Source organism: Pseudomonas sp. NCIMB 10586, from assembly GCF_023127895.1.
Taxonomy (GTDB): Bacteria; Pseudomonadota; Gammaproteobacteria; order Pseudomonadales; family Pseudomonadaceae; genus Aquipseudomonas; species Aquipseudomonas synxantha_A.
Genome location: NZ_SPKQ01000037.1, coordinates 109,213 through 133,045, shown reverse-complemented (window position 1 = coordinate 133,045; position 23,833 = coordinate 109,213). Strand labels below are relative to the sequence as shown.

20 protein-coding genes are annotated in these 23,833 nt (G+C 59.8%); 4 read left to right on the top strand and 16 right to left on the bottom strand.

The annotated features are described in order from the left end of the window. Nucleotides 1-92 precede the first annotated feature (92 nt). The 3 genes from E4P01_RS13840 to E4P01_RS13830 are packed head-to-tail and all read right to left on the bottom strand — an operon-like array spanning nt 93 to nt 5,304. Nucleotides 93-3,158, bottom strand: coding sequence for an efflux RND transporter permease subunit (locus E4P01_RS13840; protein WP_032878431.1), 3,066 nt, complete (start codon nt 3,156-3,158; stop codon nt 93-95). Continuing rightward, nucleotides 3,155-4,225, bottom strand: a complete 1,071-nt coding sequence (locus tag E4P01_RS13835; protein ID WP_032878432.1) for an efflux RND transporter periplasmic adaptor subunit — start codon at nt 4,223-4,225, stop codon at nt 3,155-3,157. Before E4P01_RS13835 ends, E4P01_RS13840 begins: the two co-directional genes overlap by 4 nt. After that, complete coding sequence (locus tag E4P01_RS13830; protein ID WP_216090587.1) at nt 4,222-5,304, bottom strand: efflux RND transporter periplasmic adaptor subunit; 1,083 nt, start codon at nt 5,302-5,304, stop codon at nt 4,222-4,224. The genes E4P01_RS13835 and E4P01_RS13830 overlap by 4 nt, the downstream gene beginning before the upstream one ends. A gap of 121 nt (nt 5,305-5,425) precedes the next feature. Between E4P01_RS13830 and E4P01_RS13825 the strand changes: the two genes are divergently transcribed. Next, complete coding sequence (locus tag E4P01_RS13825; protein WP_216090586.1) at nt 5,426-6,586, top strand: AAA family ATPase; 1,161 nt, start codon at nt 5,426-5,428, stop codon at nt 6,584-6,586. A 99-nt stretch (nt 6,587-6,685) separates the two neighbouring features. On the opposite strand, the gene E4P01_RS13820 is transcribed toward E4P01_RS13825, so the two are convergent. The 12 genes from E4P01_RS13820 to E4P01_RS13765 all read right to left on the bottom strand — a co-directional run bounded on the left by E4P01_RS13820 (nt 6,686) and on the right by E4P01_RS13765 (nt 18,699). Next, nucleotides 6,686-7,534, bottom strand: coding sequence for a transporter substrate-binding domain-containing protein (locus tag E4P01_RS13820; RefSeq protein WP_078820017.1), 849 nt, complete (start codon nt 7,532-7,534; stop codon nt 6,686-6,688). After that, nucleotides 7,531-8,307, bottom strand: a complete 777-nt coding sequence (locus E4P01_RS13815; RefSeq protein ID WP_005783763.1) for an amino acid ABC transporter ATP-binding protein — start codon at nt 8,305-8,307, stop codon at nt 7,531-7,533. The genes E4P01_RS13820 and E4P01_RS13815 overlap by 4 nt, the downstream gene beginning before the upstream one ends. Continuing rightward, nucleotides 8,304-8,963: an amino acid ABC transporter permease gene (locus E4P01_RS13810; RefSeq protein WP_078820016.1), complete on the bottom strand. Its 660-nt coding sequence runs from the start codon at nt 8,961-8,963 to the stop codon at nt 8,304-8,306. Before E4P01_RS13810 ends, E4P01_RS13815 begins: the two co-directional genes overlap by 4 nt. Then, a complete protein-coding gene (locus tag E4P01_RS13805) occupies nt 8,944-9,609 on the bottom strand; it encodes an amino acid ABC transporter permease (RefSeq protein ID WP_005783759.1) in 666 nt (221 codons plus the stop codon). The genes E4P01_RS13810 and E4P01_RS13805 overlap by 20 nt, the downstream gene beginning before the upstream one ends. A gap of 249 nt (nt 9,610-9,858) precedes the next feature. Continuing rightward, nucleotides 9,859-10,641: a MetQ/NlpA family ABC transporter substrate-binding protein gene (locus E4P01_RS13800; protein WP_032878438.1), complete on the bottom strand. Its 783-nt coding sequence runs from the start codon at nt 10,639-10,641 to the stop codon at nt 9,859-9,861. A 109-nt stretch (nt 10,642-10,750) separates the two neighbouring features. Beyond that, on the bottom strand, nt 10,751-11,677 hold the full coding sequence (locus tag E4P01_RS13795) for a sigma 54-interacting transcriptional regulator (protein ID WP_032878439.1): 927 nt from the start codon (nt 11,675-11,677) through the stop codon (nt 10,751-10,753). A 47-nt stretch (nt 11,678-11,724) separates the two neighbouring features. Next, a complete protein-coding gene (locus E4P01_RS13790; protein WP_216090585.1) occupies nt 11,725-12,306 on the bottom strand; it encodes an alpha/beta hydrolase in 582 nt (193 codons plus the stop codon). A gap of 241 nt (nt 12,307-12,547) precedes the next feature. Next, nucleotides 12,548-15,445 (bottom strand): DUF6543 domain-containing protein, encoded by a 2,898-nt coding sequence (locus tag E4P01_RS13785; RefSeq protein WP_248130073.1) that lies wholly within the window; start codon nt 15,443-15,445, stop codon nt 12,548-12,550. A 187-nt stretch (nt 15,446-15,632) separates the two neighbouring features. Continuing rightward, entirely contained in the window at nt 15,633-16,034 is a 402-nt protein-coding gene (locus E4P01_RS13780) for a biopolymer transporter ExbD (RefSeq protein ID WP_034125467.1), read from the bottom strand. 1 nt (nt 16,035) lies between these two features. Then, nucleotides 16,036-16,758: a MotA/TolQ/ExbB proton channel family protein gene (locus tag E4P01_RS13775; RefSeq protein ID WP_103734064.1), complete on the bottom strand. Its 723-nt coding sequence runs from the start codon at nt 16,756-16,758 to the stop codon at nt 16,036-16,038. A gap of 49 nt (nt 16,759-16,807) precedes the next feature. Next, a complete protein-coding gene (locus tag E4P01_RS13770; protein ID WP_216090583.1) occupies nt 16,808-17,602 on the bottom strand; it encodes an energy transducer TonB in 795 nt (264 codons plus the stop codon). 233 nt (nt 17,603-17,835) lie between these two features. Further along, complete coding sequence (locus E4P01_RS13765; protein ID WP_078820013.1) at nt 17,836-18,699, bottom strand: LysR substrate-binding domain-containing protein; 864 nt, start codon at nt 18,697-18,699, stop codon at nt 17,836-17,838. A gap of 94 nt (nt 18,700-18,793) precedes the next feature. Between E4P01_RS13765 and E4P01_RS13760 the strand changes: the two genes are divergently transcribed. After that, nucleotides 18,794-19,255 carry a nucleoside deaminase gene (locus tag E4P01_RS13760; protein ID WP_216090582.1) on the top strand — a complete coding sequence of 154 codons (462 nt, stop codon included), beginning with the start codon at nt 18,794-18,796 and terminating at the stop codon, nt 19,253-19,255. Next, entirely contained in the window at nt 19,242-20,429 is a 1,188-nt protein-coding gene (locus tag E4P01_RS13755; RefSeq protein ID WP_216090581.1) for a CynX/NimT family MFS transporter, read from the top strand. The genes E4P01_RS13760 and E4P01_RS13755 overlap by 14 nt, the downstream gene beginning before the upstream one ends. Here the strand turns inward: E4P01_RS13755 and E4P01_RS13750 are convergent. After that, entirely contained in the window at nt 20,400-22,715 is a 2,316-nt protein-coding gene (locus E4P01_RS13750; RefSeq protein WP_216090580.1) for a TonB-dependent receptor, read from the bottom strand. The genes E4P01_RS13755 and E4P01_RS13750 overlap by 30 nt on opposite strands. A 155-nt stretch (nt 22,716-22,870) precedes the next feature. Between E4P01_RS13750 and E4P01_RS13745 the strand changes: the two genes are divergently transcribed. Beyond that, entirely contained in the window at nt 22,871-23,815 is a 945-nt protein-coding gene (locus tag E4P01_RS13745) for a LysR family transcriptional regulator (protein ID WP_216090579.1), read from the top strand. Nucleotides 23,816-23,833 lie beyond the last annotated feature (18 nt).

Below are 23,833 nucleotides of genomic sequence, written 5' to 3'. Positions count from 1 at the left end.
TGTGGGAGGGGGCTTGCTCCCGATGGCGATGGGCCAGATACAGATGCACTGACTGAACCATCGCCATCGGGAGCAAGCCCCCTCCCACATTTTTAACCGCGCTGTTCCTGATGCTCTTGTTTGGGTTCGCGGATTTTGTACCAGGCCACATACAGCGCCGGCAGGAACAAAAGCGTCAGCAACGTGGCGATGATAATCCCGCCAATCATCGCGTAGGCCATCGGCCCCCAGAACACTTCCCGGGCAATCGGGATCATGCCCAGGCTCGCCGCTGCCGCCGTAAGCAGAATCGGCCGACGCCGGTGTTCGGTCGCTTCCACCACCGCATCCCACGGCGTATAGCCCGCCACTTCATACTCATGAATCTGTGTGACCAGGATCACCGAGTTGCGGATGATGATGCCGATCAGCGCCAGGATCCCCAGGATCGCCACAAACCCCATCGGCGTACCGGTGGGGATCAACGCCAGCACCACGCCGATCAGCCCCAGCGGTGCAACGCTGGCCACCAGGAACATTTTCTGCACGCTGTGCAACTGGATCATCAGGAACGTGGCCATCAGGAACAGCATCAACGGCACCACACTGGCAATCGGGCCCTGGGCCTTGCCGCTTTCTTCCACGGTGCCGCCGGTGGCGACTTTGTAGCCCACCGGCAGGCCGTCACTGAATTTCTGGATGGTCGGCGCCAGTTGCTTGACCAGGTCGGTCGGCTGCATCTCATCGCGCACCGCGGCCTTGATGGTAATCGTCGGCTTGCGGTCACGACGCCACACCAGCGGCTGCTCCAACTCGTAACGCACCGTGGCAAACGCGAGCAACGGGATCGAGGTGCCGTTGGGCGTAACGATCTGCAGGTTCTGCAAGGTTTCCGGCGTACCGCGCTCGGCATCTTCGGCGCGACCGACCACATTGATCAGGTAGATATCGTCGTGCACCTGGGTCACCGCCGCGCCGCTGACCACGCTGTTCATCAACTGCGCCACGTCTTCCGACGACAGCCCCAGTTGCCGCGCCTTGTCCTGGGCGATGTCGACGCGTAGCACTTTGCCCGGCTCGTTCCAGTCGTAGATGATCTCGCCCAAGTGGGTGTTCTGGTCCAGCAAGGTCGCCAGTTCGATGGCGTGCTTGCGCACCTGGTCGGTGTCTTTACCGGAGACGCGGTACTGAATCGGCCGCCCGACCGGCGGGCCCATTTCCAGCGGCTGCACATAGCTGCCGATACCGACAAAATCATCGCGCAGGCGTTTCTGCAATCGCGCAATCAAGGCGCTGCGCTCCTCCAGGCCCTTGCTGACGATCACCAACTGCGCGTAGTACGGGTTCTCCAGTTGTTGGTCCAGCGGCAGGTAAAAACGGATCGCGCCCTGGCCGATGTAGGTGCTCCAGCGAGAAATGTCCGGGTCGTCCTTGATGATCGCTTCGAGGCGGTCAACCGCCTTGCGCGTCTCGTTGATCGAGGCGTTTTGCGGCAGGTTCAGATCAACCAGGATTTCCGGGCGATCCGATGACGGGAAAAACTGGTTCTGCACAAACTGCATGGAAAACACCGAGGCCGCAAACAGCGCCACGGTGATACCGATGGCCCACCAGCGGTTGCGCATGGCCCAGAGCATACCGCCATTGAACGCGCGACCAATACGCCCAGGTTCGGCGTTATGCGGCTTCACATTGGCGCTGAGGATATGCACGCCGATCACCGGCGCAAACAGCACCGCCACGACCCACGACACCAACATCGCCACGGCGATCACCGCGAACAGGGTAAAGGTGTACTCGCCCGCCGAACTGGCATTGAGGCCAATCGGCACGAAACCCGCCACGGTCACCAGCGTACCGGTGAGCATCGGGAACGCTGTTGAGGTGTAGGCGTAGGTGGCGGCCTGCTCCTTGGTTTCGCCTTTTTCCAGGCGCGTGATCATCATCTCCACGGTGATCATCGCATCATCCACCAACAGGCCGAGAGCAATGATCAAGGCGCCCAACGATACCCGCTGCATGGTGATGCCGCTGTATTCCATAAACACGAACACCAGCGCCAGCACCAACGGAATCGAGCACGCCACCACCAGCCCGGCGCGCATACCGAGGCTGATAAAGCTCACCACCAGCACGATGATCACGGCTTCGAACAACGCGCTGGTAAAGCCGCCGACGGCCTCTTCCACCACTTCGGCCTGATCAGACACCTTGTGCACACCGACGCCCACCGGCAGGTCGGCAGTCAGCTCATCCATGCGCCCGTGCAGCGCCTTGCCGAACGACTGGATATTGCCGCCCTTTTGCATGGCGATCGCCAAGCCAATCGCCGGCTTGCCATTGAAGCGGAACATCGGCCTTGCCGGGTCGACGTAACCGCGACTGATGTCAGCGATATCCGCCAGCCGATAGAAGCGGTCATTGAGGCGCAGGTTGACGTTGGCCAGGTCTTTCTCCGAAGCGAACTGCCCGGAGGTGCGCACCGAAATCCGCTCCGGCCCGGCCTCGATCACCCCGGCGGGCGTTACCGCATTCTGCGATTGCAGGCTTTGCACGACCTGACGTTGATCAATGCCCAATGCCGCCAGTTTGCGCGTGGAGAAGTTCAAGTAGATCACTTCGTCCTGCTGGCCGATCATCTCGACCTTGCCCAGCCCCGGCACCGAGCGGATTTCGGCGCGCACCTGCTCCACGTAGTCGCGCAACTGGCGCATCGACAAGCCGTCGCCAGTAAAGGCGTACACCGAGCCGAACACATCACCGAACTCATCGTTGAACGACGGCCCCTGCAGCCCCTGGGGGAAGGTGCCGCGAATATCATCGATCTTCTTGCGAACCTGGTACCAGATCTCCGGAATGGCCTTGGCGCTGGTGGTGTCCTTGAGGAACACGAACACCGTGGACTCACCCGGTCGCGTATAACTTTTCACGTAGTCGAGGGAGTCGAGCTCTTCGAGTTTTTTCTCGATGCGATCGGTGACCTGCTTGAGGGTTTCCTCCTGGGTAGCGCCCGGCCAGCGGGTCTGGATCACCATGGTCTTGATGGTGAACGAGGGGTCTTCTTCGCGGCCCAGGTTCATATACGAGAACACGCCCATCAGTAGCGCGACGAACATCAGGTACCAGACGAAGGACTGATGCTTGAGTGCCCAGTCGGATAAGTTGAAGCTCCCTTTCATCGCGGGCTGTCCTCGTCGATTTTGACTTTTTGCCCGGGTTTCAGGCTGTTCACGCCGGCGGTGACGATGCGTTCACCGGCTTTGATGCCGCCATTGACCAAGGCGCTGTCAGCATCCCGGCTGACCACACTGACGTCGCGTGGCTGCACGGTCTGGCTCTGGGTATCAAGCAGCCAGATGCGCGTCTTGCCGTCGACGTCCTGCAAGGCGCTCAAGGGCAATTCGATACGCGGCGTAATGGCGCTGCTCAAGGTCACGCTGATGGCGGTGCCCAGGCGGAACGCGGCGGGAGTGTCGGTCAGGCTCAGACGTGCGCGGCGGGTGCGCGTGGCACTTTGGGCCTGGGGTTCGATCTCGCGCACGATGGCGGTGGTATGCACGCTGGGGTCCAGTTGCCCGGCGACCAGAAACACCACATCCGTCGGCAGGCGCTCGGCCAGGCCGGCAGGCAGGTCGATCACCGCCTCCTTGATGTCCGGGCGAGCCAGGGTCACCACCTGCTGCCCCGCGCTGACTACCTGGCCAGCCTCGGCATTCCAGGCGGTGACGATACCGGCGTGGTCAGTGTGCAGTTCGGCGTAATTGAGCTGGTCCTTGGCTTGATTGACCGAGGCGCGGGCCTGATCAAGGGTGGCCTGGGTGGTTTTCAGGTCAGTCTGCGCCACATCCAACTGAGCCTGGGCGCCGACGCCCCGGTTGAACAGCTCCTGCTGGCGACGGGCATTGGCCTGGGCATTGATAAACTGTGCCTGCACGCGGGCGAGGTCGCCCTGGGCGGCACGCAGTTGGTTCTGCTGGTCGGTGGGGTCGAGCACGGCAAGCAAGGCCCCCTTCTCCACCTCGGCGCCCACGTCGACGGCGCGACGGGCGATGCGGCCCGACACCCGGAAACCCAGGTTGCTTTCGTAGCGGGCCTGGATAGTGCCGGCGAAGCGGCCGAGGTTTTCCTGATCTTCAGCCTTCACTTGCATGGACAACACCGGGCGCACAGGTTCAGGCGGCGCCTCTTCCTTGGAGCAAGCCATCAGCAACAGGCTGGCGGCGACGATAACCGTCAGTTGCTTCATGGCTGGGCTCCTTGCTGGGCGATCTCGACTACCATGCCGGGGTGCAGCAATTGCCCACCGGCCACTACGACTTTTTCGCCGCCTTCAAGGCCCTCGCCAATAATCACCTTGCCGGTGAGGTAACGCGCCACCTTGACCTTGTGCAGCTGCGCCTTGCCGTCGGCATCCACCAGCCATACGGCAGGCTCGCTGAGGTCTTTGGTCAAGGCCGCCCAGGGTAATTCGATGCTGGCCTTGGCCGGGCCGTTGGCGGTGGCGCTCACCACCGAACCCAGCTCCATGCCTTTAGGCAGGTTTTGCAGGGCGATCTTCACTTGTATGGTGCCGGTATTGGCCGCCACTGCCGGGGTCACTTCCCGCACCTTGCCCACGGCTTTGATGCTCGGGTTGTCCAGCAGGCTGACGGTAATCGGCGCATCCGGCGGCGGCTCCACCAGCAGGGATTCATACACGTTGAACACCGCGTCACGTTCGCCATCACGGGCCAGGCTGAAGATCGGTACGGTGGCTTGTACCACTTGGCCGACTTCGGCCTGGCGCGCCGTGATGATCCCCGGTGCATCGGCGACCAGCGCCGTGTAGCCAAGTTGCTCACGGGCGTTGGCCAATTGCGCCTGCGCGGCGGCCAGGGCACTTTGGCTGCTGCGCAACGCGGCCTGGGCGGCGTCGTATTCGCTGCGACTGGTGTAGCCCTTGGGTAAGAGTTTTTCCTGGCGCACGAAGGCGGCGGCGGTCTGCTTGACCCGCGCCTGTTCGGCCACAACCTGGGCCTGGGCGGAATCGACGTTGGTTTGCAGGTCCTTGGGGTCAAGCTTGGCCAGTACTTGCTTGGCCGTTACTCGGTCGCCCACGTCCACCATGCGCTGAATGATCTTGCCACCCACGCGAAAGGACAAATCGGTCTGCACCCGCGCCTGGATATCGCCCGTCAGCGTGACCGCCGCGGCAAAATCCGCCGGCTGCACGGTTTGCACAAATACCCGTGAATGCTGCTTGGGCTCGGCTTTGTCTTGGCCACAGCCGCTCAGCAGCGCCAGGAGGCCAAGGCTGAAAATTAATGTCGAAGCGCGACCGCCCATGCAGGCTCCTTTTGCGTGATGCTCACGTACAAGTGTGTATGCGACTGTGAGCTTAGAACAGGGTTCCTTATCTGCATGGAGGATCCCATACTCCAATGGTTCCCCAGCCGATTAAATGCATATGCTGAAAACCCTCGCGGTGGCCAATTACCGCTCGATCAACAAATTGGTAGTGCCGCTGGACCGCTTGAACCTGATCACCGGGCCCAATGGCAGCGGCAAGTCCAACCTGTACCGGGCCCTGCGCCTGCTGGCAGAAACCGCCCAGGGCGGAGTGATCAATGCCCTGGCCCGTGAAGGCGGGCTGGATTCGACCTTCTGGGCCGGGCCGGAAACCATCAGCCGGCGTATGCGCACTGGTGAAGTACCGATCGAATCCAATGTGCGCCAAGGCGTCAAACGCCTGCGCCTGGGGTTTGCCGCCGAAGATTTCAGCTACGCCATTTCCCTGGGATTGCCGGAGCCCTGCGAGTCGTTTTTCAGCCTCGACCCGCAGGTAAAGAAGGAATGCATCTGGGCCGGCCACGTCTACCGCCCGGCCAGCCTGTTGGTGCAGCGCTCAGGTGCCATGGTGCGTGCCCGCGAAGGCCGTGCCTGGGATGTACTGGCGCAGCACACACCCAACTACCACAGCCTGTTCGATCAGGTCGGCAGCCTGCGCGGCTCGCCGGAAGTGCTGCTGTTGCGTGAAAGCATTCGTGGCTGGCGCTTTTATGATCACTTTCGCAGCGACGTGGACGCGCCAGTGCGCCAGCCCCAGTTGGGTACGCGTACGCCGGTGTTGCACCACGATGGCCGCGATTTGGCGGCCGCGTTGCAGACTATCCGCGAGATCGGCGACCCCGAGGCGCTGCAACGTGCCGTAAGCGATGCATTCCCGGGGGCGCGCCTGAACATTGAACCGTTGCAAGGCGGACGCTTTGCCATTGAGTTCTATCAGGAAGGCTTGCTGCGGCCGTTGTCGGCGGCGGAGCTGTCGGACGGCACCTTGCGCTACCTGCTGCTGATCGCAGCGCTGCTGACGCCACGCCCGCCGACCATGATGGTGCTGAACGAACCGGAGACCAGCCTGCACCCGGACCTGCTGCCCGCCTTGGCGCGCCTGATTATCGAAGCGTCGAAGCAGTGCCAGGTGTGGGTGGTGTCCCATGCCAGCCGCTTGATTGCGGCGTTGCAGCAGGATGAGGGGTGCAATTCGATTGTGCTGGAGAAGGTGTTGGGGGAAACGCGGATCGTGGGGCAAGGGATTCTGGATGGGCCGGCCTGGCATTGGCCGGAGTAGGTGGTGACTGTACCGGCCTCATCGGGAGCAAGCCCCCTCCCACATTTTGACCTGTGAGTACATTCAAATGTGGGAGCTGGCTTGCCTGCGATAGCTATATCAGCCCTGCCACTTCCCGCCTTCAACAATCACACTTTCAGGCTTGGTGTCATCGCTCAGTTCTTTGCGCACATATTGGTCATAGAGCTTGAGCAGAAACTTCTCCTCGCCCAGCTTCGCCAGCTCGGCATTCACCCAGTCGCGCAGTTCGGTATTGCCCTTCTTCACCGCCGGAGCAATCGGTGCTTCATCACCCAGCTTTTCTTCCAGCACACGGTAGCCCGGGTTCTGCTTGGCCCAGCTGAACAGCACCAGGTTGTCCTGGGCATATGCATCGCCACGCCCGGCCGACAGCGCTTGCAGCGACTCGGAGTTTTTCTCGAACTTGAGCAGCTTCCAGTCCGGGTGGTTTTTGGTCAGCCAGATGTCGGCGGTGGTGCCGGTGGTGACAATGGTGGTGCGAGTGGCCAGGTCATCCAGGCTTTTTACCGTGCTGTCATTCGGTACAAGGGCCTGCACCGCGACTTTCAGGTTGGGGTTGGTAAAGTCCACCGCTTCCTTGCGCTCGGGCGTCACCGTCATGTTGGCGAGAATCAGGTCGACCTTGTCGCTTTGCAGGAACGGAATGCGGCTGGCGGGCTCAACGGCGACAAACTCCACCTTGTTTTCGTCGCCCAACAGGTCCTTGGCGAATTGACGGCCAATGTCAGTATCGAAGCCGACGTAGCGGCCAGCCTCGTCGACAAAGCCAAACGGTGGCTTGTCGGTGAAGACGCCAACGATCAGCTTGTCCCGCGCTTTTATTTTGTCGATGTAGCTGACAGCCGCGGGTTTTACCGGCTCTTCGGCCTTTTTATCGCAGCCGGCCAGCACGGCGACGGCAAACAGTGGCAGCAGTAACTTTTTCATATCAGCTCCAGTTCCTTGATCTTTTTGGGCAGTGTTGAAACGAAGGAGAACTTCTCCAGGAACTGCTGCGCGCGTGCGGTCTGCGGGTTCGTAAAGAATGCCTCGGGGGTGTTGTGTTCGAGGATGCGACCGGCCTCCATGAACACCACGCGGTCAGCGACGGCGCGGGCGAAGGCCATTTCGTGGGTGACGATCAGCAGGGTCATGCCATCGCGGGCCAGGCCCTGGATCACTTCCAGCACTTCCTTGACCATCTCCGGGTCAAGGGCCGCCGTGACCTCATCAAAGAGCATGACCTGGGGGTTCATGCACAACGAACGCACGATGGCGATGCGTTGCTGCTGGCCGCCGGAGAGCTGGCGCGGGAACGCGTCGCGCTTGTCGGCCAGGCCCACGCGCTCCAGCAGTTTTTGCGCCTGCTCACGAGCCTCGCGGGGGTCACGCTTTTGCACTTTCAGCGGGCCGAGCAGGATGTTGTCGAGCACGCTCATGTGCGGGAACAGGTGGTAGCTCTGGAACACCATGCCGATGTCCTGGCGCACCTGGCGCCAGTCGGTGTTTTTATCCAGCAGCTCAACGCCTGCAAACCGCAGGCTGCCGCTGTGCGCGACTTCCAGCCCATTGAGGCAGCGCAGCAAAGTGCTTTTGCCACAGCCGCTGGGGCCGAGGATCACCACCACTTCGCCGCTTTGCACGCTCAAGTCGATGCCCTTGAGTACCTGCGCCTGGCCAAAGAATTTGTTGAAACCCTGGAACTCGATCAATGCGCTCATGCGTGGGCCCAGCGCCGTTCCAGCACCTTGGAGGCGGCCGACAACGGGTAGCAGATAAAGAAGAAAAACAGGAACAGCGCGCCGTAGATCAATACCGACTCGTAGGTACGCTCGATGATTTGCTGGCCGACCTTAATCACATCCACCACGCCAATCAGCACCGCAAGGGAACTGGTCTTGATGATGCGCGTGTAGACGTTGATGGTCGGCGGCGTCATGCGTTTAAGGGCCTGGGGCAGCAGCACGTAGCCGTACAACTGCGGGTCGGACAGGCCAATCGACAAGCCCGCTTCACGCTGGCCACGCGGCAGCGAATGCAATGCACCGCGCACCACCTCGCCGACTTCGCTGGCGCCCCATAGCGACAACACCAGCACCGCGCACCAGAAGCTCGGCAGGCTCACACCAAAGAAAATCGGCAGGCCGAAAAACAGCAGGTACAACCACACCAGCACCGGAATCGCCCGGAACAGCTCCAGGTAGATGCGCAGCACACCGTTGATCACCTTGTTATTCAAGGTGCGCAGCACGCCATACAGCACGCCGCCGACCGTACTGAAAGCGATGCTCAAAAACGAAATCGACAGGGTTTGCGCAGCGCCTTTGCCCAGTTGTGGCAACGACACCCACAGCAACTCAAGACCCGAACTGGCCATGCTGGAGCCTCCTTTCCAAACGGCTGAGCAGCAACGACAACGGCAAAAACAGCAGCACGCAAATCAGCGTCAGCACGGCGAGCATCTCGTAGGTCTTGTAGTAGAGGGCGATGTAGCTCTTGGTGGTGTAGAGAATCTCCGGCACCGCCACCGCGGAAACCACCGTGGTTTCCTTGAGCAGAAAGATGAAATTGGCGAACAGCGCCGGCAGGCTGAGGATGCCGGCCTGGGGCAGAATCACATGGCGCAGCAGCTGCCAGTCGGACAGGCCAATGGACTTGCCCGACTCGATCTGCGCCAGCGGCACCGCTTCCACACCGGCGCGCAACACTTCAGTGAGGTAGGCGCCGCCGAGAAAGGTCATGGTGATGATTGCCGCCCAGAACCCGGAGATATTCAAACCCAGGGCCGGCAGTGCGAAGTAGACGAAAAACAGTTGGATCAACAGCGGCGTGTTCCGCGCCAGCTCCACATACAGCGCTACCAGCCGTGACAGGTACGGCGTGCGAAACACCAACAAGGCTGCATTGATCAGCGCCACCAGCAAGGAGGTGCCGATGGCGATCAGGCCCACTTGCAGGGTTACGCCCACCGCTTGCAGGAACGCCGGCAAGGTGCTGAGGATAAAAGCGAAATCGAAGGTCATGTGCAGTCCATATCGCCGCATGGGTAATGCTGCGAGCGCAATCCGTTCCGGCGTGGATAACGTCGGGTAGCGCGAACTTTAAAGGTATAAAAAGCAAAATTTAAATACCGAAATAGCATATTGATATCACCCAAAAAACTAACCTTCGCCAGGGCGATCAATGTGGGAGGGGCAGCCCCCTCCCACAAAAAAACGCCGACGCTGTAGTAGCCGTCGGCGTTGAAACCTTGAAGGGGGTTTTGAGTTACATCAGAACGCCGGCACGACTGCGCCGTTGTACTTCTTCTCGATGAAAGCTTTGACTTCCGGGCTGGTCAGGGCCTTGGACAGTTTCTGGATAGCGTCGCTGTCCTTGTTGTCCGGGCGCGCTACCAGGAAGTTCACGTAAGGGGATTTGGCATCTTCGATGATCAACGCGTCCTTGGCCGGGTTCAGACCGGCTTCCAGGGCGTAGTTGGTGTTGATCACATCCAGATCAACCTGATCCAGCACGCGTGGCAGCAGGGCCGATTCCAGCTCTTTGAATTTGAGGTTTTTCGGGTTGTCCTTGATGTCTTTTGGCGTGGACAACGCGTTGGTCGGGTCTTTCAGGGTGATCAGCCCGTTCTTCTGCAGTAGCAACAGGGCGCGTCCACTGTTGGAGCCTTCGTTCGGGATGGCCACGGTCGCGCCGTCTTTCAGATCTTCAATTTTCTTGATCTTTTTCGAGTAGCCGCCGATGGGTTCAACATGCACACCGACTACAGTGACCAGGTTAGTGCCCTTGCCCTTGTTGAAGTTTTCCAGGTACGGCAGGGTCTGGAAGTAGTTGGCGTCCAGGCGCTTCTCAGCGACTTGCACGTTTGGCTGCACGTAATCGGTGAAGACTTTGATCTGCAGGTCCACGCCTTCCTTGGCCAGGGTCGGCTTGATCAACTCCAGGATCTCAGCGTGCGGAATCGGCGTGGCCGCTACCACCAGCTTTTCGTTGGCCTGGGCGAAGCCGGCAGTCAGGGCAGCCGCCAGGGCGGTAAACAACAGAACCTTTTTCATGCAGTGTCCTTTTCTAACGACCATTTTTTATGTGAGGTGCCAGCGAAATGCTATCGCGGCGTAGGAAGGACAATACCTAGATTTTTTATTCCCGAACAATATCTTTTATTCACGTTGATATTCCATTTTGTTCATACAGGAAGGTACGCAGCGATTCGCGCTCGGTCGCACTGGCGCTGGCAAAAATTCGTCGCACTTGCTCCAGCGGCGAGCCGGCCACCGGCAGGTTCAAATGCTCGGGCAAGATTTCATCGCCACTGCTCACCAGCAAGGCAAAGTGAATGACGTTTTCCAGTTCGCGGGTATTGCCCGGCCAGGTGTGACGCTCCAGTACCTGTTGAGCGGCGTCGCTGATAAGCGGCACCGGCAGGTCCAGGCGCTGGCTGTAGATGCCGAGGAAATACTCGGCCAGAGACAAAATATCCCCCACCCGCTCGCGCAACGCCGGCAGGTCCAGCCGGCCTTCGCTCAAGTAATGAAACAGGCGCTCGTGAAACTTGCCAACGGCCACAGCCTGGGCCAGGTCGATGCTGGTAGCGGCCACCAGACGTACGTCTACCGGGCTGGGCTGATGGGCACCGACGCGGGTGACCTCATGATTTTCCAGGGCCGCGAGCAATTTCACCTGGATCGGCAGTGGCAAGTCACCAATCTCATCCAGGTACAAGGTGCCGCCGTTGGCAGAGCCAAACCAGCCAGCTCGACTGCTCGCTGCGCCGCTGTGGCTGCCGGCGGCATAGCCAAACAACTCCGCATCCGCATAGGTAGGACTGATGGCGCCACAGTTGACCGAGACAAACAGGCCAGTACGGTCACTGCCACGGTGGATGTGTCGCGCCAGCAGTTCTTTACCACTGCCGGTTTCACCGCGGATCAATACGGGTAAGGCGCGCGGCGCAAGGCTTTCCAATTCTTCACGCAGTTGGCGTGAGCGTGGGTCGACGAACACCAACGCCTTGGCGCGGATGCTCAGTGGGCTCTTTTCGGCATCGGGAAAGGTCAGCAAAGGCTGGCCGTAGGTTTCATGCAAACTCATGGCAGGCTCCCGCCCCAATCCACTCAGGGACGGGGCGTTGAAAAATATCAGGCACTACGCCGAGCATGGTGCTCGAGGCGGCTCTGCAGGCGATAGAGATAGGCGAAACCCTGCTCCCAGCGGCGGTGGCCGGACTTCACATTGATATGCCCGGCGCCGGACAAAATGCCGGCTTCGGCCCCCCATTGACGCGCCAACTCCAGAGCCCGGGGCGCGCTGACGGCGCTATCGTTGTCGGAGCTGACCACCTGGCTGGGAAACGGCAGCAGGTCGGTGGGAATTGGTGCGAAGTTACGCAGGGCGGGGGCACAGGCTGCGCGCTCGACATCGGCTGGGGCTACCAGCAAGGCGCCGCGAACCTGACGCAAGAAATGCACGGGGGCAGTGGCCACCCAATGAGCCACGGTGATGCATCCCAGGCTATGGGCAATCAGGATTACCGGTGTGCTGTCGGCGGCAATCGCCTCGGCCAGTGCAGCTACCCAATCCTCTCGACGCGGCGTCAGCCAATCGGCCTGCTCCACGCGAGCGCTGTTGGGCAGGCTGTGCTGCCAATGGGTTTGCCAATGATCTTCTGGCGATCCTTGCCAGCCCGGCACGATCAGATAACGAATCGACTCGCTGTGCATGGGTGTGCCCTCCTGCAGCTTTTAACGTTGCTGACCAGTATAGGGGCGCCCCAACAATCAAATAAGGAATAAAAAGGAATTTATTAATAACCAAAAACTCATCACATCATTTATTCGAATCCGACTCCCTTCCACATTCCAGAAAACCCAACCATTGTGCCCCCCGACACCATGGCATCGGGGGGCCGGTAATGTTGAGTTGGATAACCCAATGCTCAACGACCGCTACCGCTATACCGACTCAACGAGAATGATGCATAGAGTGCTCCGAGCCGATATCGACCCCAAATTTACGATTCATGGGCATATAGAAATCGCGTACTTCCGTGTACTTTTTTCCGAAATCTTCGGGCAAAAGAAGACGCGCATTCAAAAGTTCAGTCATGTCATCAACAAACGGGAAGAAACCATATTCCTCTTGTGCCACTACATCACCAAACATTCTCGGCCCGGTAACCTCGAAGATTTTCGTTTCGTACTCTTTATAGGCTTGCCGTTCTATGTCTGTCGAACCTTCTCTTAAAAACGGACGATTATTGTTAAACCACGACTCGTTGGCTTTGAACCGCTGATATGACTCCTCCAGAATCTTGTCAAATAATGGATTGTCTGCATGGCTTGCGAAATTACTTGTATTGAACCCATTGAAATCCGCTCCCTCATAAGTAATGGGCGAGTTCATCAATAGATCACTTGGTGTGGCTTTCAGCGTGACATCCTCCACGTTGAAGGTCAGCGTGTCATCCGTATCCAGGTATATTCCACCGTGCTTCTTTATCAGTGCAACGCGCATCACATCCGATGAAGCCGCTAAATTTTGCTCTTGACCTGATCTAAAATACTGATACATCTCTCCATATTTACTTGCCGTTAGCTCTCGAAAAGCTTCATCCTCTTTCAGATCATGCACCTCCAGCCCACCCACTTTGTGATCCAGAGCAGATTTTATTTTCTGAAACGCACTCCCGCTGTTTGCATCCACGTGAACGACAGACTTGTAACCCGGGCTTTTCCTGGCGTTCTCAATAATGTTCTGGATTAAATGCTCCGGCATTTCATTGCCAGCCCAAAAATAATGAATGACTTTGGGCACTTCTGTCGTGCCGGATGGCAGCGACGGCAACCGCGGCAACTTAAGCGTCTTACTTATCATCGAAGGAGGTGCGTTTTTATTCCCTTCGATCGCTTCGGCTTTAGTACCACCCAACCATCTTCCTCGGCCTTTACGCCAATAATATACGTCATTCACTTGACCATTTTCGTTGAGCCCACGCCAGAGGCGTGCCTCAACGTCATAAGTGACTTTAGTACCGTACTGCCCGACAAAAACCATGTAGTCCTGAGAAAACATTCGCTGCACGTCATCCATGGGGACCGTGAACTCATCGAGGATAACGGGAGGCGTAGTAGGCCCCATTGGGTAGCCGATATGCCCATTGACTCGTCGTGGGGGATTGAAGAATGGACGCTCCTGTTCAGCCACTTGAGTGGGCGCCTGGGCTGCGGCGTCAACCCCTGCTGTAACGCCCCCGTTGGCCATTCTCTCTGTCATCGCTTTCGCCAGCGGCGCCCCCGCATGGGTGACCAAGGGCGGTATCGCGTTCAGTACTCCAAATACAATCCGGTCAGAACCCGTGGCCTTTCCTTTGACGGCATCATCAATACCGATACCTGTTTGAGTGGCTCCGGCTGCCATGAAAAAAACATCCAAGCCTATCGCTACTTCCGGCATGACCAATGCCAGAGGCGTCATGAACATGGCAACCTTCGTGGCCTCTTCCACACCTTGCAAGACTTTGTTCTTGGTGTAGTCACCATCGCTGACGATCGCGTTTTCTGCATCCGAATAAGACCGCGCCTTTTGCCGGACCTTGACCGCTTCAAAAGGGTCGCTGCGCAAAGGCTCAACCGAGATAAAGCGATCGGGCACCCAGCCGTTGATCCTTGCAAGGAAGCCGTTGCCAGATACTTGCGCATTGGACCAATGTGCCATCCCGTCCAAGGATTGACGCACACCGTCTGCCAACAGCTTTTGGGCCTGGTCCTTGAGGGAAAAATGCGTCAGCAGTGATTCAAGTTTCACAGGATCAGTGGCTTGCTTGGCCAGCCAGATATTCATTTGCTGTGGGTTATCGAAACGATGTATCGGCGAGGAGTTACCAGGGATGTAAAGCAAGGTCAGCTGGGTTTTGCGATCGGTCACACACATCAAGTCGGTTGACTGCAGGCCATTGATGCTCAGCAACCCGATATCCAGGTTCGGATCCTTGACGGCAGGTGCTGAAAAGTCCTGAACCGTCAGCTCGGACCATTCCTTTTGCGCAACAGGCCCCAACGCCCTCTGGGCGAGTGCCGCCTCGACTGGGCCAAGCGTGCCTTCCAAGCGCTGTAGGTTGATCGCTTTAACAAAGGATATTTTACTCAATGAAGCATAGGAACTACTGTGCTTGTCCCAAAACCCGTCAAGGGTGTTCTTGTAAAGTTTGGTTCGGTCTGTATCCCAGACCAAGGCTTTGAAGTCTTCAACAGGAATGGACACTTGAGTGTCTGCACTATACAGCGCAGAACCTGGGGAACTCGGCTCTCGGTAAATAGCTTGTCGACTGTGTGCTTCCTGCACCCAGCCGTCAACTTTATTGTAAATATAAACTGCCGGCGAAAAATACTTGACAATCTTTACAAACCAGCCCTCATTATCCTCAATCGTTACATCTTGTCTGTTTTTCAACGCCGCTTGTGTCAGCGTTATTTTTTCCACAACATCTTTATCATCTTTACCATTATCTTTAAACGTAACCAGATACGTTTTATCAGGATCAACGTCGACGCCCCAATGTTGTTTTATTTTCGCCGAGAGTATCGTCGAAATTTCTTTCTCGGGAGAAATGTAGTCAAAAGAGTGTGTGCTGATATAAGCATCTATTTCAGGGTTTGGTTTCAACACCGGCGCCCCGGCCTTTGGCGCTTTACTCTCTCGATAATCAGCGCGACTTAATGATTTTTTGGGAAGCGGATGCTGCACACCCGGCCTATCAGGCCGCGAATAAATCCTTGCAGTGGGGGTTTCTTCGAGCTGAGGGGGAGTTGATTGTGGGTTAACAAATGCACTTACCGAATGAATAGGAAAGCGTACGTTCATGCAACTTCTCCATTAGTTAAATTTCTCCATGCGCCGACTAGAGTAATCATACCGTTGTGAATTGCACGCCCAGAAATATTCAAATACGTGAAAATTCTTTTCCTCTATAAACACTGTAACCACAAAATAAAAAAAGGCCGCACCCTGCCAAGGAAACGGCCTAAAAAACGTGTCGCGGCGGATGAAACTAACGTGCGGTAATCACCGATAATTTGGTAATCCCCGCACGTTCAATCGACGCCATGGCGCGTGCCACTTCGCCGTAGTTCACTCCATCGTCAGCCTGCAATTGCACCCGCACATCGGGGTCCTTGGCCTTGGCCGCCTGCAGGTTGAATTCCAGCAGGTCCGGCTGGATTTCGTCCTTGTTGATAAACAGTTTGCCGGCGCCGTCGATGCTCACCACCAGCGGGTCTTTCTGCTCGACAGGCGCCACGGCCTGGGTCTTGGGCAGGTTGATCGGGATCGAGTTGGTCAACAGCGGAGCGGTGACGATAAACACCACCAGCAGCACCAGCATCACATCCACCAGGGGCGTGACGTTGATCTCGCTCAGCACCTCATCACTGTCTTGCGTGGAGAAGGCCATGTCAGGACGCCTCCTTCACTTTTTGCGGGCTGGCGGCGCTGGCTTTGGTCAGTGTCGGGTGCAACAGCACGCGGAATGAGTTCTTCTGCGCCAGGCTGTAAAAGTCGTGGGCAAAGTCATCCAGGTCTGCCGCTGTCAGCTTCAGGCGGCGCAGGAAATAGTTGTAGACCAGCACCGCAGGCACGGCCACGGCGATCCCCACGCCGGTCGCCACCAGCGCCGCACCAATCGGCCCCGCCACGGTTTCCAGGCTGGCGGACCCGGCGGCGCTGATCCCCTTCAGGGCTTCCATGATGCCCCACACGGTGCCAAACAGGCCGATGAACGGCGAGGTGCTGCCGATACTGGCGACCACAGCCAGGCCGGTCTCCAGGGAGCGGCGCTCGCGCACGATTTGCTGGCGCAGGGCGCGTTCGAGGCGGTCCTGATGATTGATCGCCTGGCTTAGATCCGCAGCGTGAGGGGTATCGCCCACCTGGATTGCGGCATAGCCGGCCTGGGCCACACGCGCGGCGGCGCCGGGCTGGGTTTCGGCGAGTTCGGCGGCTGAATCGAGGCTCGATGCCGCCCAGAACTGTTTGTGAAACTTGCGATCCTGGGCCTTGAGGCGACCGAACTGCACGCCCTTGAGCAAGGCCAGGCCCCAGGTGGCGACCGAAAAGATCACCAGCAGCCAGATCACCGCGCTTTCGATGGATTCAAGTGGAGACGCTAATGCCATGATGTTTTCCCTCTTGTGCAGGTCGCGGCGTGTGCACACCGCGGCCGAATAATTAATGAATCTTGAAGTCGATCGGTACGCTGACCCAGCCGTCCTGGGCCACATCCCCCTGCTTGGCCGGTACGAAGCTCCAGCGCTTTACGGCGGCCAGTGCGGCGTCATCGAGCTGCTGGCGCCCGCTGCTTTTCTGCACCTGAATCTCACCCGGTTTACCGCTGGCCAGCACATGCACCCTTAACAACACCGTGCCTTCCCAACCGCGTCGCTGAGCCAGTGACGGGTACTCCGGTGCCGGGTTTTTCAGGTACGCGGCGTTGGCCGAAGCCGGCGTCACCGGCGCGGGTGCGGGCGGAGCAGGTGGGGCTGGCGTCGGTGGCGCAGGCGGCTGCTCGACGGCTTTGGGGGCCGGCTTGGGCTCAGGTTTCGGCGCGGGCTTGGGTTTCACAACAGGTTTGGGCGGCGCCGGCTTGGCCGCCAACTCATCCACCACCGGCGGTGGCTCGACCACAGGCGACGGCGGTGGTGGCGGTACAGGCGGTGGCGGTTCAACCACCGGCGGCGCCGGCTGGGAAAATTCGATGGTCATCGGCGGAATTTCCGGCGGCACAATCGGCAGCACCGGCGTGGGTTTCTGGCTCACCCAATAGATCACTGCGCCATGCAGCGCCAACACCAGCAACCCGAGCAAAATCCCTTCGCGGCGGCTGGAAAAACGCTTCGGGGTCTTCTGCAGGCGCAATTGCCCCAACGGCGCGCGATGCGGCCGGCCAAGGTCGACCAACTCACCACTCGGTGCCTGGCGCCATTGCGCCTCGGGTGCACTGGCGGCGGTCTGGACATTGCCCATTGATTCACTCCCTACGGTTTTGAAAAACCGACGGGCCAGCGTGCAGCCCGTCGAGGGCTGAATCATCGGGGCCAGACACTTATCTCTTAAAGTAATCTTTAAAGTTATATATAGAACAAAAACGCATAAATGAGACAACCGCTGACGTCAAAGCCACGTGACTCGGGGCCTGGCGCCAGACCCTTGTTTTTCAATGCTTTAAAGGCATACAAAATATTCAGCAAAGGTATGGCTCAGTGCGGGTTTCCACTGCACAACGCCAGCAATTCTCCCAACAAACTCTGGCCCGCTGCGCCCAAACCACTGCGGCCATACAGGGCCAATCGCACACCATGAACAGGCGGCAGGCCACTCTCTGGGCCGAGTATGCAATGGCCCGGTTGCAACACCCGCTCCGGCAACAGGCTGATGCCCAAGCCTGCCGCCACCGCTGAACACACGCTGGCCAGGCTGGCGCTGGAGTAGCCGATGCGCCAACGCCAGCCGGCCCGCTCAAGATGGTGAAGCATGTCGTTGCGGTACAAGCCGCCCACCGGGAAAGCCACCAGCGGCAGCGGGTCGCGACCCAGCGCCGGGGTGCTCAGGCTGTCGACCCAATACAAGGGCTCCGGCCACGACGCCACACAGTCGTCGCTGTCGCCCATCTGCTTGACCAGCAACACATCGAACTCACCGCTCCGGTACTGGCGCTGCAATTCAGGGCCCAGACCGCTGGTGACTTCCAGCCGCACCCGTGGATAGGCCACGACAAACGCTGAAAGCAGCGGCATCAGGCGCTCGGCGGCAAAGTCCTCCGGCACGCCAAGGCGTAACACACCGTCGCTCTGCTGGTTGATCAGCACGTCAGCGGCTTCTTCGTGCAGTGCGAGAATGCGGCGCGCATACGCGAGCAGACGCTCACCCTCGGCGGTAGCCACCACGCGGCGCTGGTCGCGGTCCAGTAACTGACAAGCCACGGCGTCTTCCAGCCGGCGGATCTGCTGGCTGACAGTGGACTGGGTCAAATGCAGGCGCTCGGCAGCGCGGGTGAAATTGCCGCAGTCCACCACGGCGACAAAACTGCGCAACAACACGGGATCGAACAACGTCATCACCATTGCGTTTGCCACTGATTGGCATGTTTATATTTAATTTCAGCATACCCCGGTGGCTGACCATACTTCACCTTTCATCGCGCCCGGGGGGGCTTGTATGACCAACGATCAACCACACCTGCAACGCGCTATCGGCTTGGCCCGCACCAACGTCGCCCAAGGTGGCCGACCCTTCGGCGCGGTGCTGACGCGCAACGGTGAAGTGCTGGTGGAAGCCGTGAATGAGATCCACCTGACCCAGGACCCCACCGCCCACGCCGAGCTGCTGGCGATCCGTGCAGCGAGCCGCCAACTGGGTGCACGCCTGGACGGCTGCGTGATCTACGCCAGCGGCCAGCCTTGCCCGATGTGCCTGAGCGCCATGTACCTGTGCGGTGTAGAACGTGTGGTGTTTGCCGCCAGCAACGAAATGGCCGAGCCGTTCGGCCTGTCGACCGCAGCCATTAGCCAACAGGTCGGCTTGCCCATCGGTGCGCAACGCCTGCCCATCCAGCACCTGCCCGACCCAGCAATGACTGCGCTGTATCACCAGTGGAAAACCCTGCATGACCCTGAATAAATCCCTTGCCGGCTGGGGCCTGCTGCTGGTGCTCGGCCTGAACCTGCGCCCCATCCTCAGCTCCATCAGCCCGTTGCTCGGCGAGATTCGCCAGGCCACCGGGCTGAGCTTCCAGAGCAGCGCCTTGCTCACCAGCCTGCCGGTGATCTGCATGGGGTTGGTGGCACTGGTCGGCGTGCGCGTGGAGGCTCGCTTGGGCGAACGTCGCGGCATCGCCCTGGGCTTGTTGATGATTTTGCTGGCGTGCCTGGCGCGCTGGTTGATGGGCCAGGCTTCGGCGCTGTTGGTTACCGCACTGCTCGGCGGCGCGGGCGTGGCGCTGATCCAGGCGCTGGTGCCCGCGATGATCAAGCGCGAATTTCATCACCGCGTGCCGGTGGCGATGGGCGTGTATTCGGCCTCGCTGATGGCCGGGGGTGGGCTGGCGGCGCTGCTTAGCCCTGTGGTGGCCCTGCATTTCCAGCAATGGCAGGCAGGCCTGGGGGTGTGGTTATTGCCGGCGCTGGGGGCATTGCTGCTATGGGCCTGGCTGCCGCTGGGTGCCGCGCGAAACCCACAACAGGCACCTGCGTTCAAAGGGTTGCGCAACCGGCGTGCTTGGCTGCTGGCGCTGTATTTCGGCCTGGTCAATTGTGGCTACATGAGCATGGTCGCGTGGCTGCCCGCCTACTATCAGCAACTGGGTTGGGGCGTGCTGCCCAGCGGCTCGTTGCTGGCGTTCATGACCATCTTCCAGGTGATCGCCGCATTGCTGATGCCAGTGCTGGCACAACGTGGGATTGATCGGCGCCCGTTGCTGAGCATCAGCCTGCTGGCGCAAACCATCGGCTACCTCGGCCTGCTGATGGCGCCACAGCAATTCCCGCACCTGTGGGTGGCGCTGATCGGCTTCGGCCTGGGCGCGTGTTTCGCCCTGAGCCTGCTGCTGACCCTCGACCACCACCGCGACCCACGCCAAGCCGGGCAGCTGGCGGCATTCGTGCAAGGCGTAGGCTTTTTGATCAATGCGATTTCGCCGTGGCTGACCGGTTGGCTGCGCGAACTCACCGGCACTTTTGTCAGCGCCTGGGTGGTGCTGACCGTGACGGTGGTGGCGATGCTGCTGGTGACTCGGGTGTTCAGTCCGGCCACCTATCGCACCGACCTAGAAGTCGTAGCGCCCAGTCACGCCTAGGGTGCGCGGCGTGCCCAACAGGCCCTCGTAACCGCCGTTACCGCCGGTCCACAGGGTGGTGTAGTAGGTTTTGTCGAAGGCGTTTTTCAGCCACAGCGACACGTCCCACTGCCCCTGCTCATAGTTACCGCGCAGGCCGGTGGACAGGTTGACCACCGCATACGCCGGGATCTGCCCGTAGTCGGAATCTTCCACCGTGCCCACCGCCTTGGAACGGAACGCGTAGCTGGCGGTGACGTAGGGTTCCAAACCGTTAGCCAGGTTCCATTTGTATTCGCCGTTGGCGTTGGCGATCCACTTCGAGGCGCCCACCACCTGGTGGCCGGTCAAGTCGCACGACGCCGGTGCACCGGGGCGCAAGCTGGTTTCGGGTGGGCACGGTGCATCCTTGTACGACAGGTAGCTCACGTCGTTGAACGAGCCGTTGATATTCAGGGTCAGGCCCTTGATCGGCACCAGTGTGCTTTCCACTTCCACGCCCCGCGAACGCACGGAACCGGCGTTGGTCAGGTACTGCACGCGGTTGTCCTGGTCGTAGGCGTTGGTCTGGTAGCCGTTGACCTGGGTCCAGAACAGGTTGGCGTTGAGTTGCAGGCGGCGGTCCCACAACGTGCTCTTGAAACCCAACTCGGCGTTGTTGGCGCGCTCGGTGCCGATCAGTAACGAGTCGGCCCCGGCCGTGGGCGCAGACCCTACCGCCAGGTTGACCCCACCAGACTTCTCGCCATGGGACAGCGTCGCGTAGCCCAGCAGGTTGTCATTGAAGTGATAACTGAGGTTGAGCAGCCCCGAAGGGGTGGCGCTGTACTGCGTCAGGTCGCCCGAGTCATACGCCCCGGTGCGCCCCCGCCGTGCAGTGGCCCCCGCACCGCTCACCGCAGCACCGCCCAGCGGCGCATTGCGCGTGACCCAGGCGCTTTTTTCTTCGTAGGTGCCGCGCAGGCCGGCGGTAAAATCCAGGCGCTCGGTGAGGTGCCAGGTGCCTTGGGCGAACAGGGCAAAACTGTCGGTGCGGATATGCCCGTTGCCGACGCTGCTCACATTGCTCAAAGCGCCGTTCGGCGTGCCGTTCCAGATATCGGCCTTGGGGCCGTAATAAGCGAAGGATTTGTTGTCCAGGTCGGAGCCGAAGTAATAGGCGCCGAGCACGTAATCGAAGAAGCCGCCGGTAGGCGATGCCAGGCGAAACTCCTGGGACCACTGCTTATCTTCCACCGAAACCCCGGCGTTATACGACGCCGGTACGTTGAGGCCGTCATCATTGCGTGGGGTGAAATTCCACCAGCGATAGGCACTCACCGACGTCAGGGTGAAGTCGCTTGGCAGCGCCCAGTTGGCCTCCAGCGAGGTACCACCCTGGAACACGGTGACATGCTGGTCGTTGTCCAGGTTGACCTTGCGATGGGTGCCATCCACCAGGGTCGCCCCCGCTGCGTTGGCCCGGGATTGATACAGGTTGGTGCCATTGATGGTCGGCCCGGTGCTGTACAACACGCGGGTGCCGGCGCTGGAATCTTCTTCGTTGTAATCACCGATCCAGCGCAGGTTGAACGCCTCGTTGGGCTTGTACAACAGTTGCCCGCGAAAGCCCTGGCGCGAACCGCCGTTAAGCTCATGGCCGTCGTGCTCGTTCTTGATGTCGCCGTCGCTGCGGGTGCGATAGGCCGAGAAACGCCCCGCCAGGTCCTCGGTGAGTGGGCCGGAGATCGTGCCCTTGGTCTGGAAATAACCGTCCTCGCCCAGAGAGGTTTCGATGCTGCGCTCCGGGGTAAAGCTCGGTGCGCGGGTGCTGATGTTGATGACCCCGGCGGTGGTGTTCTTGCCGAACAACGTCCCTTGCGGGCCACGCAGTACTTCAAGCTGCTCGATGTCCATCAGGTCGAACACCGCCATGCCCGGGCGCCCGAGATAGACGTTGTCGATGTACAACCCCACGCTGCCTTCCAGGCCATCGCTGGCCGGGTTGTTGCCCAGGCCGCGAATCGACACGCTGGACTGGCGCGCGTGCATGTAGGCGACGTTGACGCTGGGCACCAGTTGCTGCAAATCCTGGATGCGGTACACCCGCTGGGTTTCCAGCGCCTGGCCGCCGACCACGCTCATGGGCGTTGGCACGGCCTGGGCACTTTCGGTACGCCGCCGGGCCGTCACGGTGACGGTTTCCAGTTGGCCACTGGCGCTTTCGCCCTTGCCGGCAGGCGCGGGTGTTTCAGCGGCCTGGGAAGGCGACCAACTGCTGCTACCGGCCACCAGCATCGCCAGCGGCAAGGACTTGAACAGACTCATAAGCGGCTCCAGAACCCGGAGATATCCGTCGCCAGATATTCCTAAAGGTTATTTATTTATGTTTTTACGAACATTTACTGCATAAGAGATAGCCTTTATAAGGAGTCGACCTAATGCATAGCCAATGCATTTCCCGGATATTTTTGATGTGAAAAATGCATATCGATTTGCGCCAGCTTCGCCACTTCATCGCCCTCGCCGAGCAACGCAGTTTTGTCGCGGCAGCCTTGGCCGTGAACCTGTCGCAGTCGGCGTTCAGTCGCAGCATCCAGGCCCTTGAACACAGCGCCGGCTGCCAGCTGGTAGACCGTGGCCGCAAGGACCTGGCGCCCACCAAGCAAGGTCAGGTACTGCTCGAACATGCCCGGCGCCTGGTCAGCGGCGCCCAGCAATTGGCCAACGAGATCAGCCAGTTCAACGGCCTGGAAGCCGGCGAGCTGCGCTTCGGCTGCGGCCCGGCCCCGGCAGGTGGGTTGATCCCGCGCGCCATCGGCAGTTTTATCGGGCGCTACCCCAAGGCCCGCGTGCAGTTCCAGGTGGATGACTGGCAAAGCCTGGGCAAACGCCTGCTCAGCGAAGAGTTCGAATTCTTCGTCGCCGACACTCGCCACTTCGAAGCCAACCCCGACTACCACACCCACCGCCTGCGCGCCCGTCGCTGGTATTTCTGCTGCCGCGCCGGCCACCCCCTGGCCGGCCGCGAAAGCATCCGCGCCGATGAACTGATGAGTTATCCGCTGGCGGTCACCATTCGCCCGCCGAACCTGCGCAAGGTCATCGCCGACCTCAGCGGCCGGCCCGATTACCAACCCAATGTGGAGTGCGAAAACGGCTATAGCCTGATGGGCGTGGTGCTGCGCTCGGATGCCATCGGCATCGTCAGCGCCAACAGCGATGTGCTGCACATGGCGCGGGGCGAACTGGTGTGTTTGAAGATCGATGACCTGGATGAAAACCTGGAGGAGCGTTACACCCGCTACGGGATTGTCAGCCGTGCGGGGTATCGATTGTCGCCGTTGGCGGAGGCGATGATTGAGCAGATCAAGGAGATTGATACCTTGGATGAAGAGGTGTGTGCACTGGAGAATGTCGCCGTCTGAACTGGCCTTTCGCGAGCA